This is a genomic window from Fluviibacterium sp. S390, from assembly GCF_049800695.1.
Lineage (GTDB): Bacteria > Pseudomonadota > Alphaproteobacteria > Rhodobacterales > Rhodobacteraceae > Meridianimarinicoccus.
Genome location: NZ_JBNAFN010000021.1, coordinates 21,998 through 48,976 on the forward strand (window position 1 = coordinate 21,998; position 26,979 = coordinate 48,976).

23 protein-coding genes are annotated in these 26,979 nt (G+C 61.8%); 8 read left to right on the forward strand and 15 right to left on the reverse strand.

What is annotated here, in order from left to right; genetic code table 11:
* Window positions 1–13 precede the first annotated feature (13 nt).
* The 8 genes from ACP15K_RS15560 to ACP15K_RS15595 form a co-directional block, all read right to left on the reverse strand.
* Window positions 14–1,054 carry a YeiH family protein gene (locus tag ACP15K_RS15560; RefSeq protein ID WP_193140829.1) on the reverse strand — a complete coding sequence of 347 codons (1,041 nt, stop codon included), beginning with the start codon at window positions 1,052–1,054 and terminating at the stop codon, window positions 14–16.
* Window positions 1,055–1,190: 136 nt separating this feature from the next.
* Window positions 1,191–2,972 carry a sulfoacetaldehyde acetyltransferase gene (gene xsc / locus ACP15K_RS15565; RefSeq protein WP_193140828.1) on the reverse strand — a complete coding sequence of 594 codons (1,782 nt, stop codon included), beginning with the start codon at window positions 2,970–2,972 and terminating at the stop codon, window positions 1,191–1,193.
* 25 nt (window positions 2,973–2,997) lie between these two features.
* Window positions 2,998–4,398, reverse strand: coding sequence for an NAD(P)/FAD-dependent oxidoreductase (locus ACP15K_RS15570; RefSeq protein WP_193140827.1), 1,401 nt, complete (start codon window positions 4,396–4,398; stop codon window positions 2,998–3,000).
* A 36-nt stretch (window positions 4,399–4,434) separates the two neighbouring features.
* Entirely contained in the window at window positions 4,435–4,821 is a 387-nt protein-coding gene (locus ACP15K_RS15575) for a nuclear transport factor 2 family protein (RefSeq protein WP_193140826.1), read from the reverse strand.
* Window positions 4,822–4,841: 20 nt separating this feature from the next.
* Entirely contained in the window at window positions 4,842–5,351 is a 510-nt protein-coding gene (locus ACP15K_RS15580; RefSeq protein ID WP_193140825.1) for a universal stress protein, read from the reverse strand.
* Between the two features lie 21 nt (window positions 5,352–5,372).
* On the reverse strand, window positions 5,373–6,713 hold the full coding sequence (locus tag ACP15K_RS15585; protein WP_193140824.1) for a TRAP transporter large permease: 1,341 nt from the start codon (window positions 6,711–6,713) through the stop codon (window positions 5,373–5,375).
* Between the two features lie 20 nt (window positions 6,714–6,733).
* Window positions 6,734–7,264 (reverse strand): TRAP transporter small permease, encoded by a 531-nt coding sequence (locus tag ACP15K_RS15590; protein ID WP_193140823.1) that lies wholly within the window; start codon window positions 7,262–7,264, stop codon window positions 6,734–6,736.
* Between the two features lie 67 nt (window positions 7,265–7,331).
* A complete protein-coding gene (locus ACP15K_RS15595) occupies window positions 7,332–8,339 on the reverse strand; it encodes a TRAP transporter substrate-binding protein (protein WP_193140822.1) in 1,008 nt (335 codons plus the stop codon).
* A 154-nt stretch (window positions 8,340–8,493) separates the two neighbouring features.
* Between ACP15K_RS15595 and ACP15K_RS15600 the strand changes: the two genes are divergently transcribed.
* Window positions 8,494–9,975 (forward strand): PLP-dependent aminotransferase family protein, encoded by a 1,482-nt coding sequence (locus ACP15K_RS15600; RefSeq protein WP_424990928.1) that lies wholly within the window; start codon window positions 8,494–8,496, stop codon window positions 9,973–9,975.
* Between the two features lie 183 nt (window positions 9,976–10,158).
* On the opposite strand, the gene ACP15K_RS15605 is transcribed toward ACP15K_RS15600, so the two are convergent.
* The gene (locus tag ACP15K_RS15605) at window positions 10,159–11,517 is read right to left on the reverse strand and encodes a tetratricopeptide repeat protein (protein ID WP_424990929.1); all 1,359 of its coding nucleotides are present in this window, start codon (window positions 11,515–11,517) and stop codon (window positions 10,159–10,161) included.
* Window positions 11,518–11,631: 114 nt separating this feature from the next.
* Here ACP15K_RS15605 and ACP15K_RS15610 point away from each other — a divergent pair, with 114 nt between their 5' ends.
* The 4 genes from ACP15K_RS15610 (at window position 11,632) to ACP15K_RS15625 (ending at window position 15,652) form a co-directional block, all read left to right on the forward strand.
* On the forward strand, window positions 11,632–11,880 hold the full coding sequence (locus ACP15K_RS15610; protein WP_424990930.1) for a hypothetical protein: 249 nt from the start codon (window positions 11,632–11,634) through the stop codon (window positions 11,878–11,880).
* 45 nt (window positions 11,881–11,925) lie between these two features.
* Complete coding sequence (locus ACP15K_RS15615; protein WP_193140818.1) at window positions 11,926–13,689, forward strand: sulfatase-like hydrolase/transferase; 1,764 nt, start codon at window positions 11,926–11,928, stop codon at window positions 13,687–13,689.
* A gap of 104 nt (window positions 13,690–13,793) precedes the next feature.
* Window positions 13,794–14,606 (forward strand): transporter, encoded by an 813-nt coding sequence (locus ACP15K_RS15620; protein WP_193140817.1) that lies wholly within the window; start codon window positions 13,794–13,796, stop codon window positions 14,604–14,606.
* 284 nt (window positions 14,607–14,890) lie between these two features.
* Window positions 14,891–15,652 carry a c-type cytochrome gene (locus tag ACP15K_RS15625; RefSeq protein WP_193140816.1) on the forward strand — a complete coding sequence of 254 codons (762 nt, stop codon included), beginning with the start codon at window positions 14,891–14,893 and terminating at the stop codon, window positions 15,650–15,652.
* A 166-nt stretch (window positions 15,653–15,818) separates the two neighbouring features.
* Here ACP15K_RS15625 and ACP15K_RS15630 read toward each other — a convergent pair whose 3' ends face one another.
* From ACP15K_RS15630 to ACP15K_RS15645, 4 genes are all read right to left on the reverse strand, one after another.
* A complete protein-coding gene (locus ACP15K_RS15630; RefSeq protein ID WP_424990931.1) occupies window positions 15,819–16,841 on the reverse strand; it encodes a LacI family DNA-binding transcriptional regulator in 1,023 nt (340 codons plus the stop codon).
* 40 nt (window positions 16,842–16,881) lie between these two features.
* The gene (locus ACP15K_RS15635) at window positions 16,882–18,381 is read right to left on the reverse strand and encodes a tripartite tricarboxylate transporter permease (protein WP_193140815.1); all 1,500 of its coding nucleotides are present in this window, start codon (window positions 18,379–18,381) and stop codon (window positions 16,882–16,884) included.
* Between the two features lie 10 nt (window positions 18,382–18,391).
* Window positions 18,392–18,811 (reverse strand): tripartite tricarboxylate transporter TctB family protein, encoded by a 420-nt coding sequence (locus ACP15K_RS15640; RefSeq protein ID WP_193140814.1) that lies wholly within the window; start codon window positions 18,809–18,811, stop codon window positions 18,392–18,394.
* Between the two features lie 66 nt (window positions 18,812–18,877).
* A complete protein-coding gene (locus tag ACP15K_RS15645; RefSeq protein WP_193140813.1) occupies window positions 18,878–19,927 on the reverse strand; it encodes an ABC transporter substrate-binding protein in 1,050 nt (349 codons plus the stop codon).
* A 236-nt stretch (window positions 19,928–20,163) separates the two neighbouring features.
* On the opposite strand from ACP15K_RS15645, the gene araD reads away from it, so the two are divergent.
* From araD to ACP15K_RS15660, 3 genes are all read left to right on the forward strand, one after another.
* Window positions 20,164–21,906: an L-arabinonate dehydratase gene (gene araD, locus ACP15K_RS15650; protein WP_193140812.1), complete on the forward strand. Its 1,743-nt coding sequence runs from the start codon at window positions 20,164–20,166 to the stop codon at window positions 21,904–21,906.
* Complete coding sequence (locus ACP15K_RS15655; protein WP_424990932.1) at window positions 21,906–22,805, forward strand: dihydrodipicolinate synthase family protein; 900 nt, start codon at window positions 21,906–21,908, stop codon at window positions 22,803–22,805. Before araD ends, ACP15K_RS15655 begins: the two co-directional genes overlap by 1 nt.
* Window positions 22,806–22,901: 96 nt before the next feature.
* Window positions 22,902–23,702 carry an inositol monophosphatase family protein gene (locus tag ACP15K_RS15660; RefSeq protein WP_424990933.1) on the forward strand — a complete coding sequence of 267 codons (801 nt, stop codon included), beginning with the start codon at window positions 22,902–22,904 and terminating at the stop codon, window positions 23,700–23,702.
* On the opposite strand, the gene ACP15K_RS15665 is transcribed toward ACP15K_RS15660, so the two are convergent.
* Window positions 23,686–24,759 (reverse strand): ABC transporter ATP-binding protein, encoded by a 1,074-nt coding sequence (locus ACP15K_RS15665; protein ID WP_193140809.1) that lies wholly within the window; start codon window positions 24,757–24,759, stop codon window positions 23,686–23,688. The two genes, ACP15K_RS15660 and ACP15K_RS15665, sit on opposite strands and share 17 nt — an antisense overlap.
* Window positions 24,760–24,762: 3 nt before the next feature.
* Window positions 24,763–26,976 (reverse strand): ABC transporter permease, encoded by a 2,214-nt coding sequence (locus tag ACP15K_RS15670; protein WP_193140808.1) that lies wholly within the window; start codon window positions 26,974–26,976, stop codon window positions 24,763–24,765.
* Window positions 26,977–26,979: the final 3 nt, after the last annotated feature.

The following is a 26,979-nucleotide window of genomic DNA, read 5'->3' on the forward strand; positions in this document are numbered from 1 at the left end:
TTTCCTTCCGGGTTTAGCTGGCGAAATGGGTGATGCCGAATAGGATGAATCCGGCGATGAACACGGTTTCGGCAACGATCAGGATGATGGCCTGGCCACCCACATCGAAGATGGTCCTGAGCGACGTCTTCATGCCGACAGCGGCGATGGAGACCAGCAACGCCCATTTCGACAGGTCGGCCAGCAAAGACTGCACGAAGCCCGGGATCAGCCCGAAGGAATTGATCGCGGCCAGCAGCAGGAACATCAGGACGAAGAAGGGCATGAGCGGGGGCCGCTTGCCGTCGCCTGCATTGTCATCGTCTGCATAGGCACGGATCACCAGTGCAAAGACCAGCACCACAGGGGCCAGCATGGTCACGCGGATCAGTTTGACCAGGGTCGCGGTTTCGCCGGTCTCGTCGCTGACCGAGAATCCTGCGCCCACCACCTGCGCGACATCGTGAATGGTGCCGCCCAGGAAGACACCGGTGGCCAGATCGTCCAGGTCAAGCGCAGAGGTGATGATCGGATAGGCGATCATGGCGATGGTCGACAGGACCGTGACGCTCAGTACGGTGAAGATCAGGTTGCGTTCGGAATGTTCGTTCTTGGGCAGAACCGCCGCGATCGCCATGGCCGCCGACGCGCCGCAGATCGCCACCGAGCCACCGGTCAGCAATGCGAACCGCCAGCCGCGACCCAGCAATTTCGCGCCGAGCAGGCCGAAGAGAATGGTAAGGATCACCCCGGCGACAACCAGACCGATCAGTTTCGGACCCAGCCCGATCAGCAGTTCCACGCTGATGCGCGCGCCCAGCAGCGCCACGCCGATGCGCAGAACCGTGCGTGATGTGAACGCAATGCCGGGCACGCAACGGCCTTCCTCGGCCAGAAAGTGAAACGCGATGCCCAGCAGCAATGCCATCAGCATCGCAGGAGCGCCGTAGTGATCCGAAAGGAACTGCGCGGCGGCGGCTACAACGACAGAAACAGCGAAGCCCGGACCGTTCTTGGAGAAGAACGCCGGAAAGCGACCGAAAAAGTCGCCAGAGGAAGTCAACTGGGTGTTCATCTGACAAAGTCTCCTTGGCCGCTTGTGGAGCGTTGAGCGCCAAGCGGTTGTTTCGGAACAGGAATTCTTGTTTTCAGGGGGGAAATTCCCCGAGTGAAGGAGACGCGCGAACGCGTCTCCTTCGAGTTACAGGCGATCAGCCGATCTGCTGCTTTTGCATGTCCGATGCAGAGATGCCGGCAACCGAAACCGGCTTCTTCATCGCATCGCGGCGGAAGGGCTCGCCCAGTTCCTGGTTCAGGACAACTTCGATGAAGGTGGTGACATTGTCCTTCATCTGCTCCTTGATCGCAGTGTTCAGAACGTCCGTCAGCTGCTCCATGGAAGTCGCCTGAACGCCTTTCAGGCCACAGCCATTGGCGATCTCGGCGTAGTTCACGTTGAGGTTCAGCTCGGTGCCGACGAAGTTGTCATCGAACCACAGGGTGGTGTTACGCTTTTCCGCGCCCCACTGGTAGTTGCGGAAGATGATCATCGTGATCGCAGGCCAGTCGCCGCGGCCGCAAGCGGTCATCTCGTTCATCGAGATCCCGAAAGCACCGTCACCGGCAAAGCCGACAACCGGAACGTCCGGGCAGCCGATCTTTGCGCCCAGGATCGCGGGCAGGCCGTATCCGCAGGGACCAAAGAGACCCGGTGCCAGGTACTTGCGGCCCTTTTCGAAGGACGGGTAGGCGTTGCCGATGGCACAGTTGTTGCCGATGTCCGAGGACACGATGGCATCTTTCGGCATTGCCGACATGATCGCGCGCCATGCCTGGCGGGGCGACATGCGGTCCGGCTGACGATTGCGGGCACGCTCGTTCCAGGTGACGCCTTCATCGGAGTCATCTTCGTGGTCCATGGACGAGAGTTCCTGCGCCCAACGCGATTTGGTCGTCGCGATCAGGTCGGTACGCGCCTTGCGGCCCTTGTCTCCGGCACCATCGCTCAGCTTGGCAAGCAGTTGCTCGGCCACGGCCTTGGCATCGCCCTGGATGGCAACGTCGACCTTCTTGGTCAGACCGATGCGGTCCGAGTTGATGTCGACCTGGATGATCTTCGCATCCTGCGGCCAGTAGTTGATGCCATAGCCGGGCAGGGTGCTGAACGGGTTCAGACGGTTGCCAAGGGCCAGAACGACATCGGCCTTCTGGATCAGTTCCATCGCCGCTTTCGAGCCGTTGTAGCCCAGCGGACCGACGGCCAGCGGGTGCGAACCCGGGAAGGCGTCGTTGTGCTGGTAGCCGCAGGCCACCGGAGCATCCAGAGCCTCGGCCAGCTTGGCCGAGGCTTCGATGGCACCCGCAAGGATCACGCCGGCGCCGTTCAGGATGACCGGGAATTCAGCTTCGGACAGCAGTTTCGCCGCGGCATCGACCGCTTGCGTGCCGCCCTGCGGACGCTCCAGACGGATGATCTGGGGCAGTTCGATGTCGATCACCTGGGTCCAGTAGTCGCGCGGGATGTTGATCTGCGCCGGAGCGGAACCGCGCCATGCCTTTTCGATCACGCGGTTCAGGACTTCGGCCATGCGCGACGGGTCACGCACTTCTTCCTGGTAGCAGACCATGTCTTCGAACAGTTTCATCTGCTCGATTTCCTGGAAACCGCCCTGACCGATGGTCTTGTTGGCCGCCTGGGGCGTGACCAGAAGCATCGGGGTGTGGTTCCAGTAAGCGGTCTTGACCGGGGTCACGAAGTTGGTGATGCCGGGGCCGTTCTGGGCGATGGCCATCGACATCTTGCCGGATGCGCGGGTGTAGCCGTCGGCGATCATCCCGCCGGAAGTTTCATGTGCGCAGTCCCAGAACTTGATGCCCGCCGCCGGGAACAGGTCCGAGATCGGCATCATTGCCGAACCGATAATGCCGAACGCATTGTCGATGCCGTGCATTTGCAGGACCTTCACAAAGGCCTCTTCGGTAGTCATTTTCATGTTGGTCGTCCTTTTTCGAAGGGGGTCAGAGAATTTCGTCGCGAAGGTAGTAGTAGGGATACATGAACCGTTGGCCCAACCGGCGGAACGGTGTCAGGATGCCGTGGCTTGGCAGGGGTGAGGTGAAGATCGGAAGGTCGAGTTCCTTTCCCTCGCCCGCAACCAATTGCGCCAGACGCTTGCCGGCCATGGCGGAATACATCACGCCGTTGCCGCCGTAGCCCAGGGCATAGAAAATCGTCTCTTTCTTGTCCGGCTGGAAGATACGCGGCATCATGTCGTGGCTGACATCCACCCAACCCCACCAGGAATAGTCAAGCTCGATTCCGGTCAGCGCCGGGAACTTGCGGTGCAGCCCCTTTTGCAGCAGGTCCAGGTGCTTGGGATTTTCCGCATCCGGTCCGGTGATTGCACTGCGGCTTCCGATCTGAACCCGGTCGTCCGGCAGAAAACGATAGTAGTGACGCAAGGTGCGCGTATCGGTCAGCGGGGATTTCACCTTGAACCCACACTCGGCCTTTTCGTCTTCCGTCAGCGGACGGGTCACGATCGAGTTCGACAAGATCGGCATCAGCCGGTGCTTGGTCTTCTCGTTCAGACCCGGGGGCGTGTACCCCGCCGTGGCCAGGGCCACCGCCCGCGCACGCACGGTGCCGCCGGGCGTGGTCAGATGGTGCACGCCGTCCTTGATCTTCCAACCCATGACGGGGCTGGCAGGGTGGATCGTGGCGCCCAGTTTGCGCGCAAGACGCACATAGCTGAACGCCAGCTTGGCGGCGTGAATGCAGGTGCCGTCCGGCTCCCACATGGCGCCGAAAGCCTCCTGGTCACGCACGTGGTTCTCATGCAGTTCTTCGCGCCCGATGATGCGAGAGCCATAGCCGAACACTTCGTTCAGCAATGCGCTTTCTTTTTCGAGCTTTGGCATCACCTTTTCGCGGTGGGCCATGTAGTAATGCCCGCCCGTTTGCGGATCGCAGTCGATGTCGTCCGACCCGATCAGGTCGTTGAACAGTTCGAAGGCTTCACCCACTTCGGCATGCATTTTCTTGGCGACATCAACACCCCAGCGTTGAATCCACTGGGAGCGCTTGAGGCGTCCGGAAGAGATCTGCGCCTGGCCGCCGTTGCGCGTGGAGCAGCCCCAGGCGACCGTGTTGGCTTCAAGAACCGTGGCCTTGATCCCGTGTTCCTTGGCCAGGTGGATGGCCGTCGACAGCCCGGTGTAACCGGACCCGACAACCACGACATCCACGTCCATGTCACCGGACACGGCGCCATCATCTTCCGGCGGGGTTCCCGCCGTCCCGATCCAGTACGTCGGTGCGTAGTCCCGGTTGTGACCGGGACCTGCGTCTATGATCGGGTCATAGCGGGGGTCGTAGCTGGCCTTGGGCCAGTGACGGGGTCGTTTTGAATCAGGCATCGAAATGCTCCGTCAATCGGGGGGGAGTTGGGGAAACTAGGCTTTGAAAGGTGGCCGTGCTTTGCGCAGCGCCTGCTTGACGACGATCTTGCCGTCGCGCAGCGTGAAGAGATCCGCGCCTTGCGCCTCGACCCGCATTCCGTTGGCATCGGTGCCCGAGAAGGTCCATTCCGAAACCGCGCGATCCCCGTGCACGAAGTGGCTGTGGTGATCCCAATGCGCGTCTTTCATCCCGGCCCATACGGCAGAGAATGCGTCGGCAATCGCCTTCGCGCCCTCGATCTTGGTGCCATACGCCTGCTCGCCGCCGACAGTGTAGAAAACGCAGTCGTCCGCGAAATGGGTCATGACTGCATCGACGTCATGACGGTTGAAAGCATCGAAAGTGTCCGCGAGGTCCTGGGCGGTCAACGTGGTGGTCATGTCATGTCTCCTTGTACGAGTTACTTGTTCACTACCGAGCCGTCGTCCTTGAACGGAACGACGAGTGTCGGAATGTCGGACCGGCGCAGCACAGAAATTGCCACCGTGCCGAGGAAGGTGTGGGTGAAGCTGTGATCGCGTGCGCCCAGAACGATCAGATCGCAGTTCAGTTCGTGCGCACGGCGCAGGATCTGCCGGGCGGGCTGGCCCTCGACGATCTCGATCGAGGTCACCTGGTCGCGGATCTTCGCATCCTCTCCGGTCAGGGCGCCCCAGAAGCGTGCCTGACGTTCGGCCAGAACTTCATGGATCATCTCGCCACGACGCTCGGTCGCCTTCTTGCGCATGTCGTCGTTCAGGATGAACATCTCGATTGCCACCCGTGCGTCGTCCGACAGCGGTTCGCTGACGTGCAGGACGTGGATTTCAGCGCCGGTGGCCTGCGCCAGGCTGGCCGCGTGGCGCAGCGCATAGGTGGAGCTTTGCGACAGGTCGGTTGCAAACAGGATGTTCGTGATCATCGGTTTCATCGGTAGATCCTTTCCCTAAGGTCAGTAGCCAAACAGGCGCGGCAGCCAGAGAGACAACTCCGGGAAGAACGCGATGATGAAGATTGCGATGGTGTTCACCGCCGCGAAGGGCAGGGCCCGGAGTGAGATGTTCTCGATCGAGATGTTCGAGATGCCCGAGGCAATGAACAGGTTCTCACCCAATGGCGGGGTCTGGAAGCCGATACCCAGGGTACAGATCATCACGACACCGAAGTGGATCGGATCAATCCCCATATTGTAGGCCACCGGCAGCATGACCGGCACCAGGATCAGGATCGCGGCAAGAGTTTCCATGAACATCCCGACAAACAGCAGGAAGAAGATGATGAGTGCCCAGATGACGTAGATGTTGTCGGTCAGGGACAGCATCCCGTCCGCAATGATCGCCGGGATCTGGTTTTCCACCAGCAAGCGGCCGAACACGGTGGCGGTGAACAGGATCAGCAGAACGCGGCCGGACAGCCAGGTGGTTGTCTCCAGGGCGCGGTTCATCGAAGCCATGTCCAGTTCGCGGTAGATGAACTTGCCGACGAACAGCGTGTAGAAGATGGCGACGATGGCGGCTTCGGTGGGGGTGAAGAAGCCCGAGTAGATGCCGCCCAGAATGACAACCGGTGCCATCAGCGACCAGAACCCGCGATAGAGCTCGCACAGGATGTTGCGCGCCGACCAACCCTCGGCCGAGCCGGTGTAGCCATGCTTCTTGCACAGGATCCAGTTCATGGTCAGCAGGCTGCCGGCGATGACAAAGGCCGGGATGAAGCCCGCGATGAAGAGCTTTGAGATGGACACGGTCTGGAAGGTGCCGAATTTCTCGACCGCTTCAGGCGGGGCCATCATGCCAAGCGCAGCGATGCCGAAGATGACCATCGGGATCGACGGAGGAATGACAATGCCCAGGCCACCGGCCGAGGCCGTCACGGCAGAGGCATAGCCCCGGTCATAGCCGCGCTTGATCATCGCCGGGATCATCAGCATGCCCACGGCGGCAGTTGTTGCCGGGCCGGAGCCGGAGATGGCGCCGAAGAACAGGCAGCCCATGACGGTCGCTGCGGAAATTCCGCCGGTGAACGGACCTGCAAGGCTTTCCGCGACATTTATGAGCCGTTTGGATATGCCCGCCGCTTCCATGAGCGCTCCGGCCAGGATGAAGGCTGGCAGCGCCATCAGCGGGAAGGACCCGACCGAGGTGAATGCGATCTGAACGAACTTGATCGGGTTTTCACCCAGATACAGAAAAGAGAGCAGGGACGAGACACCAAGTGCCACGGTGATCGGCGCGCCTAGGACCAGCAAAAGCAGGAAGCAGCCGAACAGAATTGTTACGATTTCATTTTCCATGGAAATTTCCCTCGAGCCGCTTACGCGTTGTCGTCGGTTTTGAAGTCATCAAGATCGATCTTGTCCGGGTCACGAACGTCGATGCCTTTGACAAGCTTCAGGTAATTCACCTGGATGATACGGATCGTCATCAGGGTGAACGCGAGCGGCAGGACCATGTAAATCCACTTCATCTCGATCCCGAGGGTCTGGGATTTCCAGAACTTGTTCATCTTGTTGAAGACGAAATCATAGGCGAGGTAGACGAAGTAGAGGTTGAAGAAGATCCAGAAGAGATCGGCGAAGCCCTCGATCCACTTGATCCAGCTTCGCGGCAGCATTCCGAACTGGAACGTGACCCGGTTGTGGGCGCTCATCTTGGCGGCATAGCTCGCGCCGAAGAAGACGAACCAGACGAACATGTAGACCGACAATTCCTCGATCCACGAGAACGAGTAGCCGAACATCTCGCGCGAAATGATTTGCGTGAACAGCAGGCACACGAACATCACCAGCAGTGCGCGGCACAGGTAACTTTCGAAATTGTTCAGAAATGTCCAGAAACGACTCATTGCAGTATCCCCTCCCAGGTCGGGAAGCGCACCCAGCGTGCGCTTCCCATTGGCTGTGGACTGTCGATTACTCGACGGTTTCGCGGCCAAGCGCGGTCAGCACTGCATTCAGCTTTTCGACACCGCCGATGGAGTCGTAGAACTGCGGCCAGACAGCCGTTGTTGCCAGTTCGATGAACTCGGCTTCGCCGTCCTGCGGGTCGGAGATTTCCATGCCGCGCGACACCAGTTCTGCCTTGATGGTTTCTTCCTGGTCGAGCAGGAACTGGGCAGAGTACTCGGTGGCAGCCTGGCCGGCGGCCAGAACGGCGGCCTGGTCGTCAGCGGACAGACCCTGGAACACCGATTCCGAAACGACCAGCGGTTCGATCGAGAACAGGTAACGCAGGTTGGTGATGTACTTCTGAACTTCGTCGAACTTCATCGCGTACACGGTGATGTAGGGGTTGTCCTGGCCGTCGACGACTTTCTGCTGCAGACCGGTGAAGGTTTCCGACCACGCCATCGGGGTCGGGTTGACGCCCCATGCCTTGTAGGTCGAAATCATGATTTCGTTCGGGGGAACGCGGATCACGAGACCCTGAAGGTCGGCCACCGATTCAACCGGACGGGAAGAGTTGGTCAGAACGCGGAAGCCGGAATAGGCCCAACCGATGATCCGTACACCGGCGTCGCGGATGGTGTTTTCCACCAGCTCTTGGCCGATCGGACCCTGGGTCACGGTGATGGCATCTTCAAGGCTCAGGATCACGTAGGGCAGGGTCAGGGTGCCCACGGTCGGCGAGAACGGGGTGATGTTGTTGATGGCCAGGATCGAGAAGTCCAGCGTTCCGATTGCCAGATCGTTCACAGTTGCCTGCTCGTCGCCCAACTGGCCGTTCAGAAACAGGGATGCGGTGTGATCCGTGTTTTTCTCGAGCTCGGCGATGAACGCCTTGCCCAGGGCTTCCTGCGTGCCACCGGCACCGTCGCCAACGGCGATCTTGAAGTTGTCGGCTTGGGCTGCACCCATGCTGAGAAGAAGGGAAGTCGCGGCTGCTGTCGTGACGGCATTGAACCGTGAAAAGATCGTCATGAGTTCCTCCAAGTGTTGGTTGCGCATCAGCGCTTTGCCTGCGGAAAAATCTTGTTGTTCACCCCAAGCTGAACCGTGATAGCGGAATTTTCCCGCGATCGGTTAGGGCCAGAAATATTATTGACTTAGACCAGATGGTCTCACAGGGTGACGTATGCCCAAACCTCGCATCGCTGCCGACGCGTTTTTTATTGATCGCGACTCAAATCGGTCCTTGCAGGCCCAGATTCGAGAACGCGTTGTTGCGTCAATCCTGTCGTCACAGGCCATGCCCGGCGCTCTGATGCCATCGTCCAGAAAACTGGCCGAGTATCTGGGCGTGGCCCGCATGACCGTGACTTTGGCCTATCAGGAATTGGTCGATCAGGGCTTTCTGGAAACACGCAGCCGGAGTGGATACATCGTCGCCGACACCGGTGCGCTGCCGCGCGTGCAGTCGGAAGGTAGAATAGAAAACATTGAAAACAATGGTATTTGGAGGAACGTCCTCTCAGAACAGCTTGTGAGGCGCCGTCGCATTGTCAAACCGCGAGACTGGAGTCTTCTGCCCTATCCGTTTGTATTCGGAGAGATGGATTCCAGCATCTTCAAGTATACAGCGTGGCGGGAATGTGTGCGTCAGGCCCTGGGAAGACGCGACTTTGACCTGATGGCCCGCAACGATGCCACGGACGATCCGCTGCTGGTCAACTACATCCGAGCCCGGATGTTGCCGCGCCGTGGAATAACGGCAAAGCCAAGCGAAATCCTGATCACTGTTGGCGCACAAAACGCGATCTGGCTGGCGATCGAGCTTCTGACCCGCGGCCCCTTGAAGGCGGTTTGCGAGAACCCGGGGTATCCCGACACGTTGCAGGCCCTCAGGTGGTGCGGTGCCGACGTCACAACAGTGGATGTCGATGAGCACGGGCTGCCGCCCGACGGTATTCCCGACGGGACCCAGGCCGTTTTCGTGACCCCCAGCCACCATGCGCCCACCGGGGCCACGATGTCGCGGTCGCGCCGCGCGCATCTTCTTGAACAGGCCCGATCCCGGGATTTCATCGTTGTTGAAGACGACTACGAATTCGAAATGAGCTTCATTGAACCGCCCAGCCCAGCCCTGAAGGCCATCGATCGCGACCAGCGCGTGCTTTATGCGGGCAGTTTTTCCAAGGCGCTGTTTCCAAGCCTCAGGTTGGGATACCTCGTCGGTCCCGAACCGGTGATCGCCGAAGCCCGGGAACTGCGTTCGATGATGCTTCGTCATCCGCCGGGGCACCTGCAACGGACGGCAGCGTACTTCCTGGCCCAGGGCCACTATGATTTGCTGATCCGCGACATGAGAAGAGAGTTTTCCAAGCGCCGTGAAGCGGTTGTCCATGCGATTGGCAAGACGCAGCTTGAAATCGCCGGGGCCGCGCGGTTCGGGGGGACAAGTCTTTGGCTTAAAACCCCGGATGGCATGGATACCGAAGACATTGCGAAAGAGCTCATCCGCGACGGCGTTGTCATCGAACCCGGCGCGCCGTTCTTCAGTGGGGATGACCAGCCAACAGAGTACTTCAGGCTCGGCTACTCTTCGATACCGCTCGACAGGATCCCCGAGGGCATTCGGCTGATATCCGAGAAAGCCAGGGTTGCCGAAGGGCCGTGATTTCAGGTGGTTCCGATGGCGTAAACATGCCGGATGGCCAAGTAATAAATGGGGTGTCGCAGCCTCAGGCTGGAAAGCAGATGTCCGGTCCAGCCACCGCGTTCCGGGTCTGGCCCTGCCGGCCATGTGGCGCATCCATCTACGGCGTCACCAGGCCCTTTGGACAAACCAGCTGGTATCGGCCTATTTTTCTTCGGACCAGCCCGCGGCACGCAACTGGGTCAGAACCTGCGCTGCATGTTCCGGATACTGATAGAACCGCTTCACAGCGCGTTCGGGCCGGAAGTCAGGCCAGCTTGCCCCCAGTTCTTCCAACAGGGCCATGGCGGCGCTGGTGTTGCCAAGCGCCTGATTGGCTGCGGCCTTGTACATCAGGGTCAGTTCACTGACCGGGCCGCCCTGTTGGATCGCGGTGTTGATGGATGCGATGGCGGTTTCGTGGTTTCCAAGGTGGAAGTTCGCGACCGCGTAAATGTTCAGATGGGCAGGGTGGCGCCCCTTGTTGTTCCTTGGGCGGCTGGGGTCGGAGGCCTCGGCGGACTCCGCGAAATTTCCGGTCATTCCCAGGATGACCCCGTGAAAATCCAGTGTCTTGCCATCTTCGCCATTCAGCGAGGCCGCAAGCCGGCTCAGATCGACAGCGCGGGGATAATCGCCCTTTACAAAGGCAACCCAGGCCGCGGCCGACTGGGACCAGCCGTTGCGCGGGTTCAGGTCGATGGCCGTGTCGGCCAGTGACTCGGCCTCGGTCAACAACGCGTCGCGCATCTCTGCGTCGGGGGCGAGCAGGGCAAGCGTTCCAAGGCTGTGCGCGGCCCCGGCATAGCCTTCCGAGGACGTCGGGTCGATCTGCATGGCATCGCGATACATGGCCGTGGCAAGCTTCTGATGGGTGACATCCGCGATCGGGAACAGCAGCCCGCTGGCCTGTTCGGCCAGGTTTGCCGCCTGAAGCGCCGCCGTGGACTTCTGCGCAAGGGCGGTGCGTTCCAACTGGTTGCGGGCCACGTGATCCTTTGGCCCGACCACGGGCGGCGCGGTCTGCCCCCGCAAAACAAGCGTCGCGGCCAGAACCACCAAAGCCAGTGCCAGGACGGCAACGACCAGCCGGGGCAGATCGCCAAGCGGTCGATGCGCCGCAACCGGGGCCACGGGATTGGAAGCGGGATCCTGCGCCACCGGTTCGACAGACTGGAAGCGCGGTGCATAGCCTCCGCTGTCGATGTAGACCCGTGTGGGATCCCCGGCACCTTCGTCTTCGTAGTATTCGGACAGCCTGCGCCGCAACCGGCCCGCATCGACCCGCACGATGCTGTCGCTGCCGTCGTCCGGTGCCCGTCCATAGACATCCTGGGCAATGGTCTTGCCGGCAATGAGATGGGCCCGACCCGCAAGGCTCTCTTCGGTCACATAGCTCAGGAACGCCCGCAACCGATCGGCATTGGCAAATGCCGAACTGGCCAGAACGCGATCGAGTTCCATCCGGATGGCACGCTCGGGCAGCGCACTGGCCGCGGCCCGGTTCTTTCTGCTGTCGGCCATGAAACTGGAAAGCCTTTGGAATGAGTGCGTTACGAGATGTTAAACCGCCGGTTTAATCCCGGTTATACGGTATAATCCTTGTTCCGGAAATCAAGGATGCCACAACCTGCCACGATGAGCGTGGAAAGAGAACCGGACAATCCCGCGGCACCCACCGCAGAACAGTTCTTCCCGGAATGGCGGGAGGACATCCGGCGTCTGCGCGCAAACCGTCCGATCTTCGATGAGATATGTCGCGACCTTGAACTGGTGGCAGGGATGCTTCGGGACAAGGACCCCGATGACCCAGCGGCGACCGAGTGTCTTGAAGGTCTGAAAGACGAAATCCGTCGCGCCCTGATGCGCGACCCCGGTGGTGCATGAAGACGTCAGAACAATGGCACCGCTGACTTCAACAGGAGAGAAATGATGACAACGGATAGAAGAAAGCCGAGTGGCGGCACGTTCGCTGCGGCAGCCATGATGGCGGGCGGGCTGTTGTCGGCCCCCGCGTGGGCGCAAAGCTCGCAAGGAGCCGGCGAGATCATCCATGATGCCGAGTTCTACGTTCTGCACGCGCAGAATGGCGAGCGTTGGGTCACCGAGGATGCCGACATTCAGGCCAAGCTTGCCGAACTGGAAGAAAAATTCGGCACCCCGCCCAACCTGATCCACATCATGTGGGATGACACGGCGTACGGCGATCTGGGCATCCCGGCCATCCAGGCCGTGCGTGGGCTTGAGACGCCCAACATCAATGCGCTGGCCGAAGACGGCATGATGTTCACGCGCATGTACACCGAGGTTGGCTGTACGCCAAGCCGCGCCGCGGCTGTCACCGGGCGCTTGGCGGTTCGCAGCGGCATGTACAATATCGGCATGCTGCAGGAGAGCCACGGGCTGGCCGACGAAGAGGTCACCATGGCCGAGGTCCTGTCCGAGGCCGGGTACGCGACCGCCTTCTATGGCAAGTGGCACCTTGGCGATATCGAACAAAGCTATCCACATAACCAGGGTTTCGACGAGGCGCTGTTCACCGGCTACAATCAGATCCTGTCGCTGAACTCGCGCGAGGCCGAGCAGGGCAACGCGTCCATCGGCCTGTTCGAGGACATGCTGATCGAAGACATCTACAAGCTTGACGACACATTCATCACCAAGGATTGGGTGATGGTCGCCGAAGGCACCAAGGGCGGCGAAACCCTGCAATGGCGCGACAACAGCTATGAGAGCTACGAGATGATCGATGCCGAGGGCATGGATCGGATGTTTGCCTTCATGGAGCGCAACGTCGAAGCAGGTCAGCCTTTCTATGTCGCCAACTGGCCGATGATGGCCAGCTTCCTGCCGACGCGCCCGAAATGCACACGCGCCCGCGCGCTGCTGCAAAACGGGCTGCAATGCACCGTTGATCCGATGATCGCCGAGATCCGCGCCAAGCTTGAAGACCTGGGCATCGCGGAAAACACGCTGATCGTCGCCATGGCCGACAATGGACCGATGTCGCACAACCCACCTCCGGGCACCGGATTTGCTGAAACCATCTTTCGCGGTGGCAAGGGTGATTTCCTTGAAGGCGGCGTGCGGGTTCCGGCCTTTGCCGTCTGGCCGGGCATGATCGAGGCCGGCTCTCTGCCCGGCGACATGATCCACATCACCGACATCTTCACCACCTTTGCCAGTGTGGCGGGCGCGCTCGACAATGTGCCCATGGATCGGGTGATCGACGGGCTGGACCAGACCGCGCTGCTGCTGAATGGCGACAGTCACGGGCGGCGGGATTATACCTTCACCTATGCGGGCCCGCAGCTGGGTGCGATCGTGAAGGGCGACTACAAGCGCCACTTCATATCGCCCGACCCGGTCGGTGACGCCAGCGGCATTCCGGCAGCGTTCTACTTCCTGCCGTCCGACCCGCGCGAGGTGCAGCCCATGCTGACCAACCTGATCCACCTGAAGCGTCCGTTCAACCGGATGCGTCTGCGCCACGATCTGTGGAAGCAGCGTTACCCCGACCGTCCCGAGGTGCACGGCATCCCGTGGACCGGAATCGCGAATGCATCCGAGGCGCTGACCCAGGAACAGAACCCGCAACTGGTTCTGAAGGATCTGCCGTTCGATCCGTTGGAATACATCGAGCATCTGGATCAGTTGCCGTTTGACCCGGCGATGGATCCGAACATCGGCGAGTAAACCGCTCAGATCCCGGCCTCTGTAATTGGGGGCCGGGGTTCATTGTGGTCCGGCCCGGGCAGCCGCCCTCAAGGCCGGACCGCTTTTCCTTGGAGATGCCCCAAATGCCGTTCCCAACGTCCGCACGCCTTGTCTGCACCCTAGGCTTTCTGTCCTGCATTGCCACCGGCGTTCATGCCCAGTCCGAGGAAGAACTTGCCAAGCAACTGGCCAATCCGATTGCCTCGCTGGTCTCGGTTCCGGTCGAGGGGATCTATGACCAGGGTCTCGGGGCGGACGGCAAGGGCTCGCAAACCGCCCTTGTGGTCAAGCCTGTCATTCCGTTCAGCATCTCTGAAAACTGGAACGTCATTTCACGAACGATCATCCCGTTCGTCTGGCAAAGCGACATCACGCCCGGACCGTCCCGTGATGGCCTTGCAGATGTGGTGCAGAGCTTCTTCTTTTCGCCCAAGCAGCCCACGGCTGGCGGCCTGACCTGGGGCGTCGGACCGGTCTTCCAGATCCCCTTCGATGTGGTCGCGACCGCAGACAACCGCCCAGGCCGCAACGAATGGGGCGCCGGCCTGACGGGTGTGGCCCTGAAGCAATCCGGGCCGTGGACCTATGGCATTCTGGCCAATCATATCTGGAACGTCGACGCGTCGGACCCCACGCAGAGCGACACCTTTCTTCAGCCCTTCGTGAGCTACACCACGCAGGATGCCTGGACCTTCGCGCTGAACACGGAAAGCACCTATGACTGGGTCAACGCGCAGTGGACCACGCCGGTCAATCTCAAGACCAGCAAACTGGTGTCCTTCGGCCGTCAGCGGGTCAGCCTGTCCGCCACGGCGCGTCATTGGGCCATTTCGCCGACAGGCGGGCCAGAGGGGTGGGGCGTGACGCTTGGGGCGACATTCCTGTTTCCAAAGTAGGGCGCCTGCCCACGGCTTGGGTTGAACGCAGATACAGGTTTTCCGATCTCGCCGGGAAGCCGCCGATTTGCGGTGATTGGCAGGCAACCGCCTGGTCCAACGCGCATGGATTTCACCCAAGAGCGACGCACATTGGGCGCAGGCCTGACCCGAATCCCGATCCCGGACATTTCCTGCGCACGGGGGCAAGGAGTTTTCCTTGTCCATGATGCCCCACAACGACAACGGCGTTTTCATTCCTGTAAACTAGAGGGTCCCAATGGCTGGGCTCTCAGGAGGAAAAAATGCAAACTGCCAAGCGAATGACGGCTTTGATCGTGGCTTTTCTGGTGACGGGGGCCGCGGTCGCTCAGGAACATGACGAAAGCTATCATGCCGATTTCATCTTCGGTGCGCCGCTTCAGCCGACCGAAGCCTGGATCATCACTCGGGGTGGTCGGCTTTACGACAATTGGTACGTCACGCAGGGGCTGGACGAACCCGACAGCACTCATCCCGATTGGCCGGCGTCCAACAGTCGTACGGGCGCGACCACCTGGCGCTGCAAATCGTGCCACGGGTGGGACTATCGCGGTGCAGACGGCAAATACAAAAGCGGTTCCTACCAGACCGGCATCATCGGTGTCTTTGGCTATTCCGGTGACGCATCTGCCCTGGAAGCGGTCTTGCGGGACCACGGCTATACCGAGGACATGATCCCATCCGCGCAGTCCGCCTATATCGCAACTTTTCTTGCCAGGGGTTTGGACGACATGAACGCGGTCATCGATCTGGAAAGCGGGGAAGTGTCGGGTGACACGGCGCATGGCGCAGCCATTTTCCAGACGCAATGCGCGGCCTGCCATGGCTTCGACGGACGTGCGCTGAACTGGGGCGATAGCGACGACCCCGGTTATATCGGCACCGAGGCCAACGCGAACCCGTGGGAGGTCCTGCACAAGATCCGTAACGGTCATCCGGGTGTCGAAATGATCTCGTTGGGGGCGTTCGACTTGCAGCACGCGGTCGATGTTCTGGCCTACACCCGGACCTTGCCGGTGAAATAGACCGCATCTGGCGATAGCTTTACGGGGGCATCGGTTGGGGGTGTTCCTGCCGTCGCTGCCCGCATCGAAGCCAGAGGGTTGGATTGTGACGGGCGGTTGTCATCAACCGCCCGAACGGCACAGTTCCTTGGACACGGACCGCGCCAGAGCGGGGCGTCTGCATTGGCTAGCAGGACTCGCGTTCAATCATTTCAAATCCCAGGTCCGTCACCGGCTGGACCAGATCGTTGTTGTCCAGCCGGGCCAGCAATTGCTCGGCGGCGCGGTTGCCAAGGGCATCGCGGTCGACCCGCACCGTTGTGAGCGCGGGATGCACATCGGCCGCGTAGTCCTGATCTCCGAACCCGATCACGGCAATGTCGTCGGGAATGCGGATCCCGCGGACCTGCGCTTCGACAAGGATTCCGTGGGCAAGCAGGTCGGAACTGCAGAAGATGACTCCGCGCGCAAACCCCTGTGCATCCAGCAAGTGCCGAAGGGCCTTGCGGCCTTCGCCAATGCGCGCGGCACCATCTATATCGGCACGGGCCACGCGCTGACCGCCAAGCGCCTCGAACTGGGTGGCAAAGGCCGACCTGCGCCGGTGGGCGCGTTCGTCGGCGGCGGTCACGGTGGCGGCCTGCGTGTATCCCTTCTTGCGGGCGAATTCGGCAACGGCGCGGCCCGCATCCGTATGGCTGAACCCGACGCACAGATCGATGGGAGAGCTGGTCAGATCCCAGACCTCGACCACCGGGATGCCGGCCCCCAGAAGCAGGCGCCGGGCCTGCGCGCTGTGATGTATCCCCGTCAGCAGCATGGCATCTGGCCGCCGTGACAGATGTGCGGCGACAAGGGCCTCTTCCTCGGCCGGTGCGAACCCGGTTTCCGACAGCAGGATCTGGTAGCCGGCCCCGCGCATGTGTTCGCTGAAGCTGCGCACGAAGGTTGAATAGACCACATTGGTAATCGACGGGATCAGCGCGGTGACAAGACGGGACTTGTTGGACGCCAGTGCGCCGGCGATGGCGTTGGGCACGAAGCCCGTGACCTCGATCGCCTCGCGAATGCGGCGCAGGGTGTCGGGCGAAACCTTCGACGGATCCGACAGGGCGCGGGACACGGTGACCTGGCTGACCCCGGCCATGCGCCCGACCGCGGCCATGGTGACGCGCTTGTTGGCGTTGCGTGTGTCCCGATCCTGTCCCATGCGCGCAATATTCCGTCCTTTCTGCGTCAGGGCAACGGGGTCAGCCCGTTGCCGCGATCTTCGCCTGACGCCGTGACAGATAGATCGACGCGGTCAGCGATCCGATGATCAGCACCCACAGAAGCATCGCGATCCAGCTTTTGGTGAAGAAGATCGACAGGGTGCCGAAGCTTTCAAGGCTCTTGACGAAATAGATCTCGGCCGACGGACCAAGGATGAAGCCGATGATGAAGGGTGCGATTTCCAGCCTCAGCTTGACCGCGAGCCACCCGAAGAGCCCGAAGATGAGCAGGGTCCAGACATCGAACATGATTCCATAGTTGATCGTATAGGCGCCGATGACGCACATCATCAGGATGATCGGAAACAGCACGTGTTTTGGAATGGTCACCACCAGTGCGAAATAGCGGATCGCGAAATACATCATGGCGAACATGGCGATATTGGCGACCAGCATCGCGAAGATCATTGCGTTCCAGGTGTCGGGGTTGTTGCCGATGAACAGCGGGCCGACCTGAATGCCCTGCAGCGTGAAGGCTCCGATCAGCAGGGCCGTGGTGCTGTCGCCCGGAATGCCCAGCGACAGAAGCGGTACCAGCGCCCCGCCGGTCAGCCCGTTGTTGCCGGATTCCGACGCCATCAGGCCCGTGGGCTCTCCCTTGCCGAAGTTCGCGGATTTCTTCGAGAAGGTCTTGGCCTGCGAATAGGCCAGGATCGAGGCCGCCGAACCGCCCACGCCGGGCAGGATGCCCACGAAGGTGCCGATGCCAGAGGAGCGCAACAGGTTGACCGTCTGTCCCTTGAAGACCGAGAACGAGAAGGACGAGCCCTTGCCGATCTTCACGTCCCCGCGGCTTTGTCCCTTGGGCACGCCCAGTTCCGCCTGATCCAGGATCGCGGCCAGCCCGAAGACGCCGATCAGCACCGGCAGCAGGGAAAACCCGCTGTCCAGCCAGTACTCCGTGCCCGGTGGCACCAGCCGAAGCTTGCCGTTGCCGCCGTCGGAAATGTCATAGACGCCGATCAGCGAGATGAAGATGCCCAGAAACCCCGAGAAGATGCCCATCAGCAGATCGGTCGACAGCGCCGCCATGACGGTCAGCGCAAAGAGGATGATCAGGAACTTTTCGACGTAGGAAAACTCGATGGCGAATTCCGCAAGCGAGGGGGCGGCCAGGTACAGCGCCAGCAGGCTGACGATGCCGCCAACGAAAGAGGCGCAGATGCCGATGCGCAGGGCCTTCTCGCCCTCGCCCTTCTGCGCCATCGGGTAGCCGTCGAAGGTTGTGGTGATGGAGGAGGGGGTGCCGGGAATGCCCAGCAGGATCGCCGGTACCAGCCCGCCCGAGATGCCGCCAACATAAAGACCCAGCAGCAGCGCCAATCCATTCTCCAACCCCAGCGAATAGGTCAACGGAAGGCACACGGCGACGGCCATGGTGGCCGTCATGCCGGGGATCGCTCCGAAGATGATGCCGACGAAGGTGCCGCCAACAACAAGGAACAGAAACAGCGGCGAAATGATCGAAAGGAATTCCATGGCGCGGGCCTCAGGGTAGGGTGAGGAAAAAGATCTCGGTGAACAGCCACCAGACGAAAGACGGGCCGATCACGGCGATCACCAGCATGACCAGCACCTGCCGCAAGGGGCGCTCATGCATGAACAACAGTCCCGTCGCCAGCACATAGGGGATCGAGCAGATCAGAAACCCAAGCCCCGTGTTCGGCCAGAAGTTGCCCACCGGCACCATGAGCGAGAAGTAGAGCACGGTCAGCACGAGCGTTCCGAAGAACCGCAACTTGTCCATGTCCGCAAACGTCTGGCGCCAATTGGGCCCCGAGGCCGCGATCCGGTCGCGCCGGGTGATCAGGATGGCAATGCCAAGAAGCGCCAGAATGCTGCCGATCAGGATCGGAAAGACTAGATGCGAGCGTTCAAAGTCGATGGTGACCTGACCCAGGTTGCCCATGCATGCCTCCCTTCAAGGAACCAGAACGGCCCGGGCACAGGGTGCGCCCGGGCCGGATGTGTGGGATCAGGAACCGCCGGAGATTTGTTCGATGACCTTGGCGTAGGTCTCCCGCTTGTCCGTCAGGTGCTGACGTGCTTCATCCGCAGGCAGGAAGTTGGGGATGAAGAACGATGCCTTCTGACGATCCTGGATCGCGCCCTTGTCGTAGATGGCAGTCAGCGCGGCATCGACCTGATCGATGATCGCCGGATCCATGTCCTTGTTGTACAGGAAGAAGAATTCCTTATCGAAGGTGAAATCCTGCGTGCCGTCCAGCGTCACGCTGGTCGCGGGCGAGGCGTATTGCAGCATCTGGTCACGGGTGGTGTTGCCCATGCCGGCGGCGGGGGCCTGCTCAAGGGTCGCCGGGCGCGCGGTGATCCAGACAAAGCGCATGCACTTCTGGTCATCGGCAGGCAGTTGGGTGAACTGCTCGTTGGCCTGGATCGAGCCGTTGATGACATCGGCCAGATCATCCCACATCGCCTGGTTCTTGTCGGATTGCGATCCGGTGTTGACGGCCACGATGTTTTCCTCGGATCCCGGTGCGCGCACCGAAGCGGCGTTCTTCATGGCCGAGAAGCCGATTTCAGACACGCCGCCGGGCTGGATGGCCACGCGCACGCGGTCGCCATTGGCGGCGGCGGTCAGGATGTCGTCCATCGACTGATAGGGGCTGTCGCAGCCCACCAGATAGGCGTTGCCCGGGTTGATCGCGACGGTCTGGCCCACGGTGTAGCCTTCGAACGGGTCGGCATAGCCGGTCACCCCGTAGAGGTTCCCCAGATAGGACTGGTCGTGAAAGATCATCAGCGTGTTGCCGCGGCTGTCCCGACCCAGTGCCTTGAAAGCCTCGGTGGCGCCGACCGCGTCAACCTTGATGTTGATGCCAAGCTGTTCGGCCAGGGCTTCGGCCACGATGGCCGAGTTCTGGTAGGTGTCGCCGCCCGTCGAGGTGGAGCCGATCACGAGGCGCACGTTGCGGGGCAGTTCCTGCGCGGCCGAGGCCACCGGCTGGATGAGGAGCGCCGCGCTGCTGGCGGCTGCAAGAAGGGTTCTGCGGGTCAGTTTCATGAGGTCCTCCCGTTTGGCCGCACGCGGCCACTGGATTACAATCTGTTGCGCCTCCTCCAGCGCAAAGCGCGACTCGCCAGTTGCGATGAAAGCGCATACATGGCCTTAGATCATCGCCAGCGCTGCGTTGTCAAGCTGCACGGCGCGCACCTTCTGGCCATTGCGGGTGAAGCGGTCTGCGTTGACATCAATTTATGTAAGCGCATACAAAAGGGGAATATCCTCGGGAGAGACACATGACGGATTCGCGGAAGAAGACGCCAGAGACCCTGCGCAGCGCGCGCTGGTTCGGGCCCGACGACCTGCGCAGCTTCGGACACAGATCGCGGATGATGCAGCTCGGCTATGCGGAAGAAGAGTTTCGCGGCAAGCCGATCATCGGCATCCTGAACACCTGGTCGGAAATCAACTCGTGCCACGGCCATTTCCCCGAGCGTGCCAGGGAAGTGAAACGCGGCGTCCTTCAGGCGGGCGGTTTCCCGATCGAGATGCCGGTCCTGTCGGTGGACGAGCAGTTCACCAAGCCGACCTCGATGCTGTATCGCAACATGCTGGCGATGGAGACCGAAGAGGTCATCCGCTCGCATCCCTTCGACGCGGTGGTTCTGATGGGTGGCTGCGACAAGACCACGCCCGCGCTGATCATGGGCGCGCTGTCGGCCGGGGTTCCCTTCCTCTTTCTGCCCGCCGGCCCGATGCTGCGCGGCAATTACGCGGGCAAGATCCTTGGTTCTGGCTCGGATGCCTGGAAATACTGGGACGAACGCCGGGCCGGCAACATCTCGGACGAGGAATGGCGCGGCGTGCAGGGCGGCATCGCGCGCTCTCACGGTGTGTGCATGACCATGGGTACGGCCTCGACCATGACCGCCATCGCGGATTCGCTGGGCCTGACAATGGCCGGGGCCTCGTCCATTCCTGCCGTCGATGCCAACCACAGCCGCATGGCATCAAGCTGCGGCCGCCGGATCGTTGACATGGTGTGGGAGGATATGACCCCCGACCAGATCGTGACACCGGCCGCGGTGCGCAACGCCGCCATCGTGGCCATGGCCACGGGCTGTTCGACAAACGCCGTCGTGCATCTGGTTGCCATGGCACGGCGGGCCGGGGTTGATCTGACGCTGGATGAACTGGATGCGCTGGGGCGCGAGACCCCGTTGCTGGCCAATATTCGGCCGTCGGGCAAGGACTACCTGATGGAGGATTTCTTCTATGCGGGGGGTCTTCTGGCGATGATGAAGCAGATCGGCGACCGGCTGGACACCACCTGCATGACCGTCAACGGCAAGACCGTGGGCGAGAACATCGCCACCGCCCAGGTCTACAACGACGACGTGATCCGCCCGCTGTCGAACCCGGTCTACCACGAAGGCTCTCTGGCGGTGCTGCGCGGCAATCTCTGCCCGGATGGGGCGGTCATCAAGCCCGCGGCCTGTGATCCGAAATACCATGTGCATGAAGGCCCGGCACTGGTCTTCGACAGCTATCCCGAAATGAAACAGGCGGTGGATGACGAGGATCTCGATATCACCCCCGACACGGTGATGGTGTTGCGCAATGCCGGACCGCAGGGCGGGCCGGGTTTTCCCGAATGGGGCATGCTTCCCATTCCCAAGGCGCTGATCAAGCAGGGCCATCGCGACATGCTGCGGATTTCGGATGCCCGGATGTCGGGCACCTCCTATGGCGCCTGCGTGCTGCATGTGGCCCCCGAAAGCTTCGTGGGCGGGCCGCTTGCCTTGCTCAGGACCGGCGATACGGTGCGGCTGGACCTGCCGAACCGGTCGCTGGACATGCTGGTGCCCGAGGCCGAGCTTGAGGCCCGCCGCAACGCCTGGACCCCACCAGAGCCGCGCTTTCAGCGGGGCTGGGGCTGGATGTTCACCAAGCACGTGGGGCAGGCCGATACGGGCTGCGATTTCGACTACCTGCAACGTCAACACGGCCCCGCCGCCGGTGAACCGGATATCTTCTGATGAACCATGATCTCGACGCAGCACTTGCCGGCATCTCCGGCATTCTGGTCACGCCCTATGATGCCGAGGGGGAGATCGCGCCGGGGAAACTGGCGCCGATCCTTGACCGCGCCTTGGCGGCGGGCGTGCACATGCCCGTGGTGAACGGCAATACCGGCGAGTTCTACGCCCTGACCACCGACGAAGCCTGCACCATGGTGCAGGAGGTTTCGGCCATGGTTGCAGGCCGTGCGCCGGTGCTGGCCGGGGTCGGGCGCGGCATCCGTGATGCCTGCCGTCTTGCCGAAGCCTCTGCCGCCGCCGGGGCCAGCGCGTTGATGATCCATCAGCCGCCCGATCCCTTCGTCAGCCCGCGCGGCACCGTCGACTATGTCAGGGCAGTCTCGAAAGCCTCGGGCGGTCTGCCGATCATGCTGTACCTGCGCAACGATGCCATCGGCACCGATGGCATCAAGGCGCTGTGCGATATCGACGGGGTCAAGGGCGTGAAATGGGCGACGCCCAACCCGTTGAAGCTGGCCGCTGCCATCGCCGCCTGTGATCCCGGCATCACCTGGGTCGGCGGGCTGGCTGAGGTCTGGGCGCCGCCGCTTTATGCCGTCGGCGCGCGCGGGTTCACCAGCGGGTTGATCAACGTCTGGCCGGAACGCTCGGTCGCGATCCATGCGGCATTGGCCACGGGCGACTATCCGCAGGCCAACCGCCTGATCGAAGACATGCGTGCGTTCGAGGATATCCGGGCCGAGGAGTTGAACGGCACCAATGTGACCGGGGTCAAGGCGGCGCTGCTGGCCCAGGGCCTCGACTGCGGCCCGACCCGCCCGCCATCGGCCTGGCCCCTGACCCCGGCGCAACAAGGCAAGCTTGATACGTTCATGGCGGCAAACGGGCTGGTTTGACGGAACAGGGACGGCCGATGTTCCATATCGGTGTGAAACCACACAGAATCTGGCAGGGTGGCTGGCATCCCTTGGGCAACGGCACCGGAGAAAATCATGAACCTAACCGAACGCACGGAAATCACCCGCCAGATCGCGGTCGAAGCCGGGCAATTGGCCCGGGACTACTTCCGGCAGATCGACACCCTGAAGATCGAGAAGAAAGGCCACCAGGATTTCGTGAGCGCGGCCGACCGCGAGGTCGAGGTTCTGGTGCGTCGCCGTCTGGCCGAGCATTTTCCCGAGGACGCCATCGTGGGCGAGGAACATGCGCCGACCGAAGGGTCCTCGGGCTTCACCTGGGTGATCGATCCCATCGACGGCACCACGAATTTCGTCAACGCCATTCCAGCCTGGGTGGTGGTGATCGCCGGGGTCAAGAACGGCCAGACCTGTATTGGGGTCATCCACGATCCCTGTCACGACGAAACATTCGTGGCCGTGCGCGGCGAGGGCGCGCGTTTGAACGGGCATCCGATCTCGGTTCCGCGCGACCTGACCCTGCGCGACGGCAGCGTCGCTGTCGGCCATTCCAACCGCATCGCTTCAGAGGCAACCGCCCGGCTTGTGGCCGCGATCCTGAATGCCGGGGGCCTGTTCCACCGCAATGCCTCGGGGGCGCTGTCGCTGGCCTATGTCGCCGCCGGTCGGTTGCTGGGATATTCCGAAGCGCATATGAACGCCTGGGACTGTCTTGCCGGTCAATTGCTGGTCGCCGAAGCTGGCGGCAAGGTCGAGGCTCAGGACGCCGACCAGATGATTGCAAATGGCGGGCGCGTCATTGTCGGTGCACCGCGCGTGTTCGACGACCTTGTGCGCCTGTACGAAGCCGCGTTGGTGCCTAGCCCTTCGGAATAAGGACCGGGCCGGTGGGCTGGAAGCTCACCTTGACGTCCGATCCGACCTCAAGCGGGGCATCGACGTTTTCCTGTACCGCGAACATTGTGCCGAAGCTGGCTTCAAGGGTGTACTCCATGCGGATGCCCACATAGGTCGACTTGATGATCCGGGCGTCAAAGCCTTCGTCCCGACCAATCACCAGGCGCGACGGCCGCACCGCAAGGGTCGCTGGACCGACGGGCATCCCGCGCGAGGGCAGGGAGAACCGGTAGCCATCCACCGCGATCTCGGCGCGCTCTCCGTGAAGGGCGGTGATCTCGCACGGCAGCAGGTTCGCCTCGCCGATGAAATCCGCAACGAAGCTGTCGACCGGCGCGTCGTACAACTGGCGCGGTGTGCCGATCTGCGCGATGGAGGCGTTGCGCATCACCACGATCTCGTCGGACACCGCCAGCGCCTCTTCCTGATCATGGGTGACATAGACAACGGTCAGACCCAGATCCTGCTGGATCGCGCGGATGTCCTCGCGCACCTGGCGACGCAGCTTGGCATCGAGGTTCGACAGCGGCTCGTCGAACAGCAGGACCTGCGGTTCCAGAACCAGCGCGCGGGCCACGGCCACCCGCTGTTGCTGACCGCCCGACAACTCGCTGGGCAGCCGGTCGTCGAACCCCTTCAGGCCGACCAGGTCCAGCCCGGCCAGCGCCCGTTGCCGGGTTTCGGCCTTGGCAAAGCCGGAAAAGGTCAGTCCGTAGGAGACGTTCTCAAGCACCGTCATATGCGGGAACAAGGCATAGGACTGGAACACCATCGAGACATCGCGATCCGTCGCGGGCAGTTTCGTCACGTCCTTGTCGCCGATCAGGATCTGGCCCGAGGTGGCCATTTCAAGCCCCGCGATCATCCGCAGGGTGGTGGTCTTGCCACAGCCCGACGGGCCGAGCAGGGTCACCAGTTTGCCCGCCTCGACCTCTAAATCGATGTTGTCGACCGCCACCACGTCGCGCCCGAAGACCTTCGAGACCCCGACGAAGGAGACCGGCGCCGCCTTGCTGCGGATCAACGTCTCTACCATGGTCTAACTCCCCGAGGTGAACTGGGTGCGCCGCCCGATCTGCGTGCGACCGACCAGCAGTTGCAGCAGGCCGATGGCGGCCAACATCACGAAAATCAGCGTTGTCGAATAGGCAATCGCAAGCCCGTAGTCGTTGTTTTCGACCCGCCCGATGATATAGCTCGTCGCCATGTCGTATTCCGCCGAGACCAGGAAAATAACGGCCGAGATCGCGGTCATGGCCCGCACGAAGCTGTAGACCAGCGCCGCCAGAATGGCAGGCTTGAGCAGCGGCAGGATCACCCGTCGGAAGGTCTGCCAACTGTTGGCCCCCAGCGTCAGCGAAGATTCATCCAGCGACTTGTCGAGCTGGGACATCGACGCGATGCCGGCGCGCACGCCCACGGGCATGTTGCGGAAGATGAAACTGACCACGAGGATGATCCCGGTGCCTGTGATCTCGATCGGCGGCACGTTGAACGCCAGGATATAGCTGACGCCGATGACCGTGCCGGGGATTGCGAAGCTCAACATGGTGCCGAATTCGAAGGCGTTCTTGCCCGCGAAGGTCTGGCGGGTCAGAAGGTAGGCGGTCACCAGCCCGACGATGGCGGTCAGTGGTGCGGCAGCGGCGGCAATATAGATCGTGGTCCAGAAACTGTCCCAGGCAGAGCCGATCCAGCGGATGCCGCCTTCTTCCAGCCGGACCGCGAAGGCGGTCACATAGTGCTTGAACGTCAGTGTGTCATTCACGCCCCAAAGCTCCACCAGACTGCCGTAGAAGATCATCACGTAGATCACCACGGTGAACCCGCCCCAAAGGGCCGCAATGCTCAGCACCGGGATCGACAGCCGTTTTGGCATCAACGGATGCACCCCGGCGTCGCCCTTGCCAGTGACGGTAGTGTAGGACTTCTTCCCAAGCCAGGCCCGCTGTGCATAAAAGGCCGACAAGGTGAAGGCCAGCAGCACCATGGCCAGGACCGCCGCGCGACCCTGGTCGTATTGCGCGCCGACGATGGCAAAGAAGATCTCGGTCGACAGCACGTTGAAATTGCCGCCCAGCACCAGCGGATTTCCGAAATCCGCCATGCTTTCGATGAACCCCAGAAGGAAGGCATTGGCCAACCCCGGCCGCATCAGCGGCAGCGATACGGTCACGAACACCTGCCACTTGTTCGCCCGCAGGGTCTGGGCGGCTTCCTCCATCGACGGCGAGACGCCTTCGACCACGCCGATCAGCACCAGGAAGGCTATTGGCGTGAAGGCCAGCACCTGTGCGATCAGAACGCCGGGCAGGCCATACAGCCAACGGCTTGGCTGGATGCCGAAGACATCGGCCACGAACACGGTGACCGATCCCGACAGCCCGAACAACAGGATCAGCGCCAGACCGATGACGAAGGGCGGGGTGATGATCGGCAGCACCGTCAACGCCCGCAACGCGCGCTTGTAGCGGAACCCCGAACGGGTCACCACCAGCGCAAAGACCAGCCCCAGCGCCGTCGTGATCACGCCGACCAGGATCGCAAGGATCAGTGAATTCCACGCCACACCGCAGCGCGCGCCCTGGAAACAGCCAAGCCCCCACAGACGGTTGCTGAAGAATTTCGACGCAAAGACAGCCATCGAATAGCTGCCCTCTTCGGTCACGAAGGCGGCCAGCAGCATCTTGGCGATGGGGAAGAAGACAAAGGTGGCGACCACCACGATCACGCCGCCGATGGCGCTGACCACGAAGACATCGCCGTTGATCGCGCCGCGCGCCGCAATGCCCTGGGTGAGCAGGAACAGAAAGGCCGAAGCCACCAGCAATGCGCCGTAGCCCATGCCGTATTGCCGGTCATCGAAGTCGCCAAACAGCGCCGTCAGCCAGTCGAAGGTAAACCCGCGAATGCCGATGCCGAACCCTTGCGCCACCAGATAGGAAAATCCCACGGCGCCGGACAGCATCAGCACGGTGGCATAGGCCGGTTCCGATTTGCGCAGCCGCAGGACCGCAAGCGGGGCAAGCAGGGGCAGGGCCAGCGGGGCCAGCCAGAGCTTCTCGCCCTGCGCCAGAAGGAACGCCGCCGGCGCGAAATCCTCGTCCAGCGGGTAGCCTTCCAGCAGCCAGGAAAACCCGAAGAATCCGTCTTCGACCCCGTACCAGGGCAGAAGGCAAAATCCCACCCAGCCTGCCAGGACCCAGAAGGTCAGGACAGGATGGGTGGTCTTGGTAGAAGCGGCGTCTCGCACCGG

Coding starts and splice junctions, on each gene's coding strand:
- ACP15K_RS15560 (WP_193140829.1), bottom strand. CDS start 1,054: ATGAACACCCAGTTGACTTCCTCTGGCGACTTTTTCGGTCGCTTTCCG.
- xsc (WP_193140828.1), bottom strand. CDS start 2,972: ATGAAAATGACTACCGAAGAGGCCTTTGTGAAGGTCCTGCAAATGCAC.
- ACP15K_RS15570 (WP_193140827.1), bottom strand. CDS start 4,398: ATGCCTGATTCAAAACGACCCCGTCACTGGCCCAAGGCCAGCTACGAC.
- ACP15K_RS15575 (WP_193140826.1), bottom strand. CDS start 4,821: ATGACCACCACGTTGACCGCCCAGGACCTCGCGGACACTTTCGATGCT.
- ACP15K_RS15580 (WP_193140825.1), bottom strand. CDS start 5,351: ATGAAACCGATGATCACGAACATCCTGTTTGCAACCGACCTGTCGCAA.
- ACP15K_RS15585 (WP_193140824.1), bottom strand. CDS start 6,713: ATGGAAAATGAAATCGTAACAATTCTGTTCGGCTGCTTCCTGCTTTTG.
- ACP15K_RS15590 (WP_193140823.1), bottom strand. CDS start 7,264: ATGAGTCGTTTCTGGACATTTCTGAACAATTTCGAAAGTTACCTGTGC.
- ACP15K_RS15595 (WP_193140822.1), bottom strand. CDS start 8,339: ATGACGATCTTTTCACGGTTCAATGCCGTCACGACAGCAGCCGCGACT.
- ACP15K_RS15600 (WP_424990928.1), top strand. CDS start 8,494: ATGCCCAAACCTCGCATCGCTGCCGACGCGTTTTTTATTGATCGCGAC.
- ACP15K_RS15605 (WP_424990929.1), bottom strand. CDS start 11,517: ATGGCCGACAGCAGAAAGAACCGGGCCGCGGCCAGTGCGCTGCCCGAG.
- ACP15K_RS15610 (WP_424990930.1), top strand. CDS start 11,632: ATGAGCGTGGAAAGAGAACCGGACAATCCCGCGGCACCCACCGCAGAA.
- ACP15K_RS15615 (WP_193140818.1), top strand. CDS start 11,926: ATGACAACGGATAGAAGAAAGCCGAGTGGCGGCACGTTCGCTGCGGCA.
- ACP15K_RS15620 (WP_193140817.1), top strand. CDS start 13,794: ATGCCGTTCCCAACGTCCGCACGCCTTGTCTGCACCCTAGGCTTTCTG.
- ACP15K_RS15625 (WP_193140816.1), top strand. CDS start 14,891: ATGCAAACTGCCAAGCGAATGACGGCTTTGATCGTGGCTTTTCTGGTG.
- ACP15K_RS15630 (WP_424990931.1), bottom strand. CDS start 16,841: ATGGGACAGGATCGGGACACACGCAACGCCAACAAGCGCGTCACCATG.
- ACP15K_RS15635 (WP_193140815.1), bottom strand. CDS start 18,381: ATGGAATTCCTTTCGATCATTTCGCCGCTGTTTCTGTTCCTTGTTGTT.
- ACP15K_RS15640 (WP_193140814.1), bottom strand. CDS start 18,811: ATGGGCAACCTGGGTCAGGTCACCATCGACTTTGAACGCTCGCATCTA.
- ACP15K_RS15645 (WP_193140813.1), bottom strand. CDS start 19,927: ATGAAACTGACCCGCAGAACCCTTCTTGCAGCCGCCAGCAGCGCGGCG.
- araD (WP_193140812.1), top strand. CDS start 20,164: ATGACGGATTCGCGGAAGAAGACGCCAGAGACCCTGCGCAGCGCGCGC.
- ACP15K_RS15655 (WP_424990932.1), top strand. CDS start 21,906: ATGAACCATGATCTCGACGCAGCACTTGCCGGCATCTCCGGCATTCTG.
- ACP15K_RS15660 (WP_424990933.1), top strand. CDS start 22,902: ATGAACCTAACCGAACGCACGGAAATCACCCGCCAGATCGCGGTCGAA.
- ACP15K_RS15665 (WP_193140809.1), bottom strand. CDS start 24,759: ATGGTAGAGACGTTGATCCGCAGCAAGGCGGCGCCGGTCTCCTTCGTC.